The following is a 6833-nucleotide window of genomic DNA, read 5'->3' on the forward strand; positions in this document are numbered from 1 at the left end:
CCGCTGTAAACATCAGAGAATATTTCTTTAGCCAAAAAATCATAAGCGTTGCTCCCCAAACCGCTTGGCGACAATCACTATACCCGTTACAGCCGCTAAAACCATCATGCCTGCTAATGCCCATTGCACCGGACCATTGCCTGCTAACAAGCCGCCAAAACCAGAACAAGACCCTATAATCGGGGCAAGCGCTTCTATCTTTAAAAGACCGCTTGCTGTTTTCGTTTCTACCCTTTGATAATTCGAAGAAACATAAGCCCCTTTTACCCATAATCCCGCTTCTGCTGCTCGACGGTTGGCTAAACCCGCAAGAGGCTTCCCACCGACCTTATTCCATTTCTGTAATTCAAAGGGTACGGCTTCATAATCCCCTTGATTAAGCTTCTTCAACAAGGTTGACTTGCGAAAAGCAGCTGTTCCTACATTATAGCAAAATGAGACCAATGCCGCGAATTGGCAATCCGTTAACGAAACCGTCACCGATTCCTCTACCGTCTGCTCAAATTGCTTTAAGTCTTCACAAAGGATTTCTTCTGCTTGCTTTTGGCTAATACACATGCCTTTTTTGACAAGGGGGTGACCCGCATTGCTGGTGTGACCATAACCAATCGTCCAGATACATGCCGTGTCTCTATATGCCTCTAAACGCAAACCTTCCCATTGTTTGATAAGCTCCAAACCTTCTTTCGATATCTTTCTCATCTGACGCTCCATAAAAAAAGCCCCACAAAAGTGAGGCTGGATAAAAATGTTTTTTTATGATCTCTATTGACTATGCTCTTTGATCAGTTGCTCGACTTCGTCAACACCAAAGCCAAGCTGAAAGAGCGGCGCATATTCACTTTCCTGTAATTCATACTGACAACGCTTTTCGACAAAATCACCATTTAAATCAAACGGCATGGTTGTTGTTAGAAAAACCTTATGCGTATCATCTTCTACCCCCTCTTCCCCTTCACTGAGTTCTTTGACAAAAAACCAATAAAAACGTGTTGCTAAAAGCATCTCTAGCCTTCTTACTGTTTCAACTTTGTCAAAAGAAAGCATGTTCAGATAATCTTCTTTGCTATTTAAATGTTCTGGATAATCTATCATCTCTCCCTCCTAAACAAAATGACGCGTATGGCTACATCCACGCGCCGCAACTTGTTCATTTCCACCATTGACGATCATGGCGGCTCGAGTAAAACGCCCATTATCCGTTGTATTACTCCAGCTACCACCCCCTAACAATGCTCTCATTTCAAACGTATTTTGCGTACGGCTTATGGGTATAGGAAACGTGCCCGATAAAAATTGCCAAACATAACCGCAACCATCCTCACAACCGATATGCGAGATCATTCGACGATTCGCCGTATCCTTATATCCACCTGAAACCTTAGAGGTTGGTTCTTTCTTGCCAACAATATGTGTCTTTTCATTGCTTCCATACATAGCAGAAGCAAACGCTTCATCACTCAGTAAAGATTTTTTAACACGCGCCATATCTGTTACATGTTCGGTATAATTACGGTTTGTTGTTATATTGGTACGATACATTGATTTCGTATTTTCACCCGTCCCTGATTGAAGATAAATATCAACCCAAAGATCTTGCAAAGGATCATAAACCATACCTTCTGGTGAACTATGCGGACGGTGATTGAGACACCAAACTGAATTGGGTAAAATATCCCCTGCCCTATAACCAGACAAGGGGTGACCGGAAATCGTACCAACATCCGCACAGAGCGTATGAAACCCTCCTATCTTTCGCGAATTACTCACTGTGTAATTCCTTGGATACGTAGAGTTTTCTGATAAAACAAATTTATGAGACTGTCCTCCATCAGAAACCAAATAAACATAATAATCCTTCCCCGCCGAAAGAGAAGGAACGCTTATTCTTGTATCTACCGTATAACTTGCAACCAAAGTATCATTGCCTAATGCCAAAGTTATGCGTGTTCCTTTTTTCACGGTTAATTGCGCTTTGCCTGTCGCTACAAGAAACGGTGTGGAAATTGAAAAAACCGTTAAATTGGACTGTTTCAGTAAATTGTTTACCTCTTCCGCTAGCGCTTTTGCCTGTGAAGCTACTGTATGGGCTGTTGTTGCCGTTGCTAGGGAACTCTTGATCCCTCCAAGCTCTTGTTTCGTCGTATCGGCTGTTTTTTTGGCTTCTTCTGCTGTCCTTTTCGCTCTATCGGCTACTTCCTTGGCTTTTTCGGCTTCGCTCTTGGCTTGATAGGCTTGTGAATCTGCCGACTCGGTTTTTTTCTTGGCTTCTTCTGAGTACATCCGCGCTAAACTTACGGGGGCTTTAAAATTCTCAACCACTTGGTTGATATCGATAACCCTACTCCTCGCAGACGAGGCTATTTTCTCTGCATTTTCTGCCTGATTGCGCGCTTGCGTCGCATCATGTCTTGCATAACCAGCAGACTCCTGGCTTCCTTGGCTATTTTTTGTGCCTCTTCCGCTTCTTCTTCTAAAGACGCGGCTTTCTTACCCGCTGTTTCGGCTGCCCTCTGCGCCTCTCCTGCTATATATTTTGCATTACTCGCTATTTCCTTGGCTTTTTCTACTTCATTCTTGGCTTCATACGCTCGTGAATTGGCTGCTTCTGCTATTTTCTTGGCTTCCTCGCCTGCCGTTTCTGCTAAACTTGCTATAGTCTTAGCGTTATCTGCCACTTCCTTCGCGTTGTTAGCTGTACTACTAGCATTATAAGCTATATTTTTCGCAGATTCTGCCTCACTACGAGCTTGCCTCGCATCATTTTCGGCATAAACAGCTTTCTGTTTGGCTTCCTTCGCTGTTTTTTCTGTCTCTTCTAGCTTGTCTTCTAAAGATGATGCTAAAGACGCTGCCTTTTTACCCGCCGCTTCTGCCGCTTTCTGTGCTTGTTCTGCTGTATATTTTGCACTATTAGCTATTTCCTTGGCTTTTTCGGCTTCGCCCTTAGCTTGATAGGATTGTGAATCTGCTAATTCCGCTTTTTTCTTGGCTTCGTCTGCATATGTCCGTGCTAAACTTGCTATAGTCTTAGCGTTATCGGCTACTTCCTTCGCGTTGTTAGCTGTACTCCACCCTTGATGAGCTGTGTTGCCTGAATTTTCCGCTATCTTCTTGGCTTCATCTGCGTACGTACGCGCTAAACTTGCTATAGTCTTAGCGTCACCTGCTACTTCCTGAGCTTTATTGGCATTACTCCATCCTTCATGAGCTGTACTTTTTGCCTTTTCTACCTCACTGCGCGCTTGTGCCGCCTCATGGTTAGCATAACCAGCTGTCTGTTTGGCTTCTTTCGCTATCTTTTCAGCTTCACCCGCTACTGTCTCTACCTGTGATGCCTTCTTTTGTGCACCATCAGCTACCTTCTTTGCCTCGTCCGCTGTCGACTTCGCACTATTGGCTAATTGTTTTAGACCATCCAAAGCACCTTTCGTTTCTTCTGCTACCTTCTCTACTGCTTCCGCTTTACGCTTCGCCTCTTGTGCTATGCCCTTCACCGCTTCTGCATTCACCTGCCCTGCCGTCTCTCCTGAACGCGCCGCAGACTCTGCTACCGCTTTCGCTTCCAAAGCTATTCTAGAGGCTTCTGTTGTGCTCTGTTGGGCTTGCTCCGCTTTCGCTATTGCACTATCTGCTGCACTTTTCGCTTCTTCTGCTGTGCTCTTCGCTGCATTCGCAACTGTAACAGCGCTTTCTGATGCTACTTTGGCTTCCTTAGCTACGCTCTCTGCTGTTTCTGTCGCTGTCGCTACCGATTGTTTTACTTCCTCCACTAAACCTTTTGCCTCAACAGCTGTCGTTTTACTTTCATTGGCTAACGTTGCTGCCTGATCTGCTACTTTCTTCGCTTCAGCGGCTTTAGACAGTGCTTCTGAGGCATCTTGTTGCGCTGTTGATGTCTCTAACGTCTGTTTGGCTTCTTGCGCCATAGTCTTGGCTTCAGAAGCTGTGATTGTCGCATCATCCGCCTTCTTTTCCGCTCTTGCGGCTTTCTCTTCTGCCGTCTCTGCTGTGCTCTTAGCTTCACTCGACTTCGTTAACGCTTCTAAAGCTTTTTGCCCGATCTCATCACCAGCCTGTTTAGCTGTGGTAGCGGTCGATAATGCCGTTTCTGCAATACCTTTCACTTCTTCAGAAATATTCTTGACATCATTGACTAAGGTAAGCGCTGTAGATGCTTTATCCTTCGCTGCATTCGCTTCTGTAAGCGCATTGGTAGAGGAATTTTGGGCTTCTGTTGCAAGTTGTTTGGCTTCTTCTGAGAATGTCTTAGATGACTCTGCTATCTGTTTGGATTCTCTTGACTCCGTTAATGCCTTCTCTACTGCCGTTTGTACTTGAGACGCTGTTTTTGTAAGTTCTCTAACAGAAGATGTCGCCCGTTCCGATAAACCTTTTGCTTCTTCGGCAATATCCTTCGCATCATCGGCTGCCTGTTTGGCTCCATCTGCCTTTAGACTTGCTTGCATGGCTACAGTCTTAACTTCATGACACGTTGCTACCGCCGTCGCTGCTACTTGCGTCGTCTCTGTTGCTGTTTGTGAAGCTTCTCTTGCTGTTTGTTCTGCACGCTCTGCAATCGACTTCGATTCATCGGCTAATCTCTTTGCTTCTGTCGAGACATGGACGGCATTCTCACTAGCCTGCTTGACCTCTGTAAAACTTTGTAATGCCGTAGCCAATGAACCTTTCGTACTACTTATTTCCCCTGTAGCTCTATCAACTGCTGCTTTTGTCTCTTCTGCCATGCGCTTCGCTGCATCAGAAGTATTCTTGGCTTCTTCTGCTAAGCCATTGGCTGTATCCGCTGTCTCTTTCGCAAGGCTAGCCGTTGTCGTCGCTGCTTTAGCTTCTTCCTTCGCTTCATGAGACGTCGTAAGCGCTGTTGTCGCTGTTTGAACTGTTTTCGTCACTTCGCTAAGCGCTTGTTCCGAAACCCTCTTCGATTCTTCTGCAACCTGTTGCGCACCATTCGCACGCGACATGGCTTTTTCTGCTTCTTGACGTGCATTAACAACCTGCTCTAACGGCGCAAAGGTTTCATACGAATACAAAGAGGCCGTCCCTAAAAGCTTTGGAACAACAACGCTGTCTTGAGAAGTTCCTGCTATCATTTCTTCTTTCGTTGCAACAGGTATCAAATATTCATGTTCATGATCGGGTATCTTCATCTGTTTTCGTCCTCACATCATTCAGAGCACTTCGTCTAATGAACACTCTTTCAAATCTTCAAACTCTTCTCTTAAGGTCTCTAAGCGCTTCTCTAAATCTTTCAGTGAACCATCAAGCTCTGTTTTCAAAGCGGCTTTCAGTAAATCAAAAACGCCAGTAAGCGGCGCATGTACAAAACCTCCCCCAGAATACAAAACGACCCGTACTTGAGACGGGTCGCTAATCTCTGATATCGCAAACGGTTTTAATGACATTTCAACTCCTCATGTCTTGATCCCATAAACTACACTCACATTAACGGGGCGCGTTTCAACACCACCAACCCTCTCTGCCATGAGATGATGTTCATGATGCTCTCTGTCATTCAGACCTTCTGTTATAGGCGTTGAATAATATAAAAAATTAGCAAAGGGGCTCCTGATAAACCAAGGTAAACGCGGCGGCTTGTCTTTTTCTGTAAACCAACAACACACTGATTTATAATGATAATTCACTGTTTTGTATGTTGAATGAGAGTCCCGAATATTGTAAGATTCTCTCATTTCAAGTCTGTTTATATTGAATCAAACAAACCCATTTGCTTGCACGGCATAAGCGGGGCTGGCGTGTGGGTAAAACTGTATAAGAAAGGAATGAAAATGGTTCTTATGAATCGTCTTAACGCAAGGGCTGTCGCAACATTGGGAGCTGGCAAATATAATGATGGTGCCGGCTTGATCCTCCATAAGCGTAAAGATGGTGGTGCTCAATGGCTTTATCGTTATACCATTCACGGATAACATGTAAGTTTTATGTAAAAATAACTTACTGTATTTATACAGCTTTTTTACAGTGAGGGACGCGTAAATAAAAGTTAGGGAATAGGATTTTGCAACACGTCTCTTAATGATTGCGAATCAAGAGTTCTTTTCGGGGTGGTTTTTTAGCAAAACCAGAGGTCCAAAGGGTCTCTAATTCTAAAAAGTCAAAATCCTTAAAAATCTCTCGAACCGCATCACAATCATTGAGACTCAAGACAAATTTGCCTTGTATGCTTTTGAGAACTTTTGCCATACTCACAAAATCATCTTCAACAAAATTCCCAGAGCTGTAACACTTCTTCTTCACAAGATAAGGCGGATCTAGATAAAATAAACTGTCGGGTGCATCAAATAGCTCGATAACCCGTTCCCACGACAAATTTAAGATTGTTGTATCAAGAAGCTTCTGTCTAACACGTCTCATCCTTGATAACAGCTTTTCGGGATTAAATGCTATAGGCTTTTTCCTTCCAAAACTAAAAGAGACATAATCTTTTTTCCCATACATCACACAACGTTGGAGAAACAAAAAACGGGCGGCTCTTTCAACTTTGGAAAGGCTTTCTGGTTCAATCGCCGCAAGTTCAAAAAACAACTGTCTTGAACAAACAAACCATTCTAGTCGTTTGGCTAAATCATCAAAGTCATTTTGAACACATTGAAACAGATTCGTGATCTCTCCATTCAAATCATTAATAACGGAATATTTTGCTGGTCCTTTATTTAGGAAAATAACACCAGAACCTAAAAATGGTTCAACATAGGTTTCATGGTCAATGCTATTTAAAATCGGTATAATTTTCTTACGCAGATAGTGTTTACCACCCATCCACGCAAACAATGTTTGTGTAAATTCTTGTT

At 43.6% G+C, this 6833-nt stretch carries 6 protein-coding genes and 2 pseudogenes; 1 reads left to right on the plus strand and 7 read right to left on the minus strand.

Annotated elements, in window-relative coordinates; translation table 11 throughout:
• Nucleotides 1–39: 39 nt before the first annotated feature.
• From ACFIL2_RS06450 to ACFIL2_RS06475, 6 genes and pseudogenes are all read right to left on the minus strand, one after another.
• Nucleotides 40–702, minus strand: coding sequence for a lysozyme (locus ACFIL2_RS06450; RefSeq protein ID WP_375681710.1), 663 nt, complete (start codon nucleotides 700–702; stop codon nucleotides 40–42).
• A gap of 63 nt (nucleotides 703–765) precedes the next feature.
• Entirely contained in the window at nucleotides 766–1095 is a 330-nt protein-coding gene (locus tag ACFIL2_RS06455) for a hypothetical protein (protein WP_375680639.1), read from the minus strand.
• 9 nt (nucleotides 1096–1104) lie between these two features.
• A complete protein-coding gene (locus ACFIL2_RS06460; protein ID WP_375680640.1) occupies nucleotides 1105–2322 on the minus strand; it encodes a hypothetical protein in 1218 nt (405 codons plus the stop codon).
• A gap of 38 nt (nucleotides 2323–2360) precedes the next feature.
• On the minus strand, nucleotides 2361–5171 hold the full coding sequence (locus ACFIL2_RS06465) for a hypothetical protein (protein ID WP_375681711.1): 2811 nt from the start codon (nucleotides 5169–5171) through the stop codon (nucleotides 2361–2363).
• 21 nt (nucleotides 5172–5192) lie between these two features.
• A complete protein-coding gene (locus ACFIL2_RS06470) occupies nucleotides 5193–5426 on the minus strand; it encodes a hypothetical protein (RefSeq protein ID WP_375611072.1) in 234 nt (77 codons plus the stop codon).
• Between the two features lie 9 nt (nucleotides 5427–5435).
• Nucleotides 5436–5636 (minus strand): annotated as a pseudogene (locus ACFIL2_RS06475) (phage tail protein); the annotation flags it as partial.
• Nucleotides 5637–5810: 174 nt separating this feature from the next.
• On the opposite strand from ACFIL2_RS06475, the pseudogene ACFIL2_RS06480 reads away from it, so the two are divergent.
• Nucleotides 5811–5948 (plus strand): annotated as a pseudogene (locus ACFIL2_RS06480) (integrase); the annotation flags it as partial.
• 106 nt (nucleotides 5949–6054) lie between these two features.
• On the opposite strand, the gene ACFIL2_RS06485 reads toward ACFIL2_RS06480, so the two are convergent.
• The coding region (locus tag ACFIL2_RS06485; RefSeq protein WP_375681712.1) for a DNA adenine methylase at nucleotides 6055–6833 on the minus strand (779 nt) is incomplete at its 5' end.

Source organism: Bartonella sp. AP30XZML (assembly GCF_042195945.1).
In the GTDB taxonomy this organism is placed as follows: Bacteria; Pseudomonadota; Alphaproteobacteria; order Rhizobiales; family Rhizobiaceae; genus Bartonella.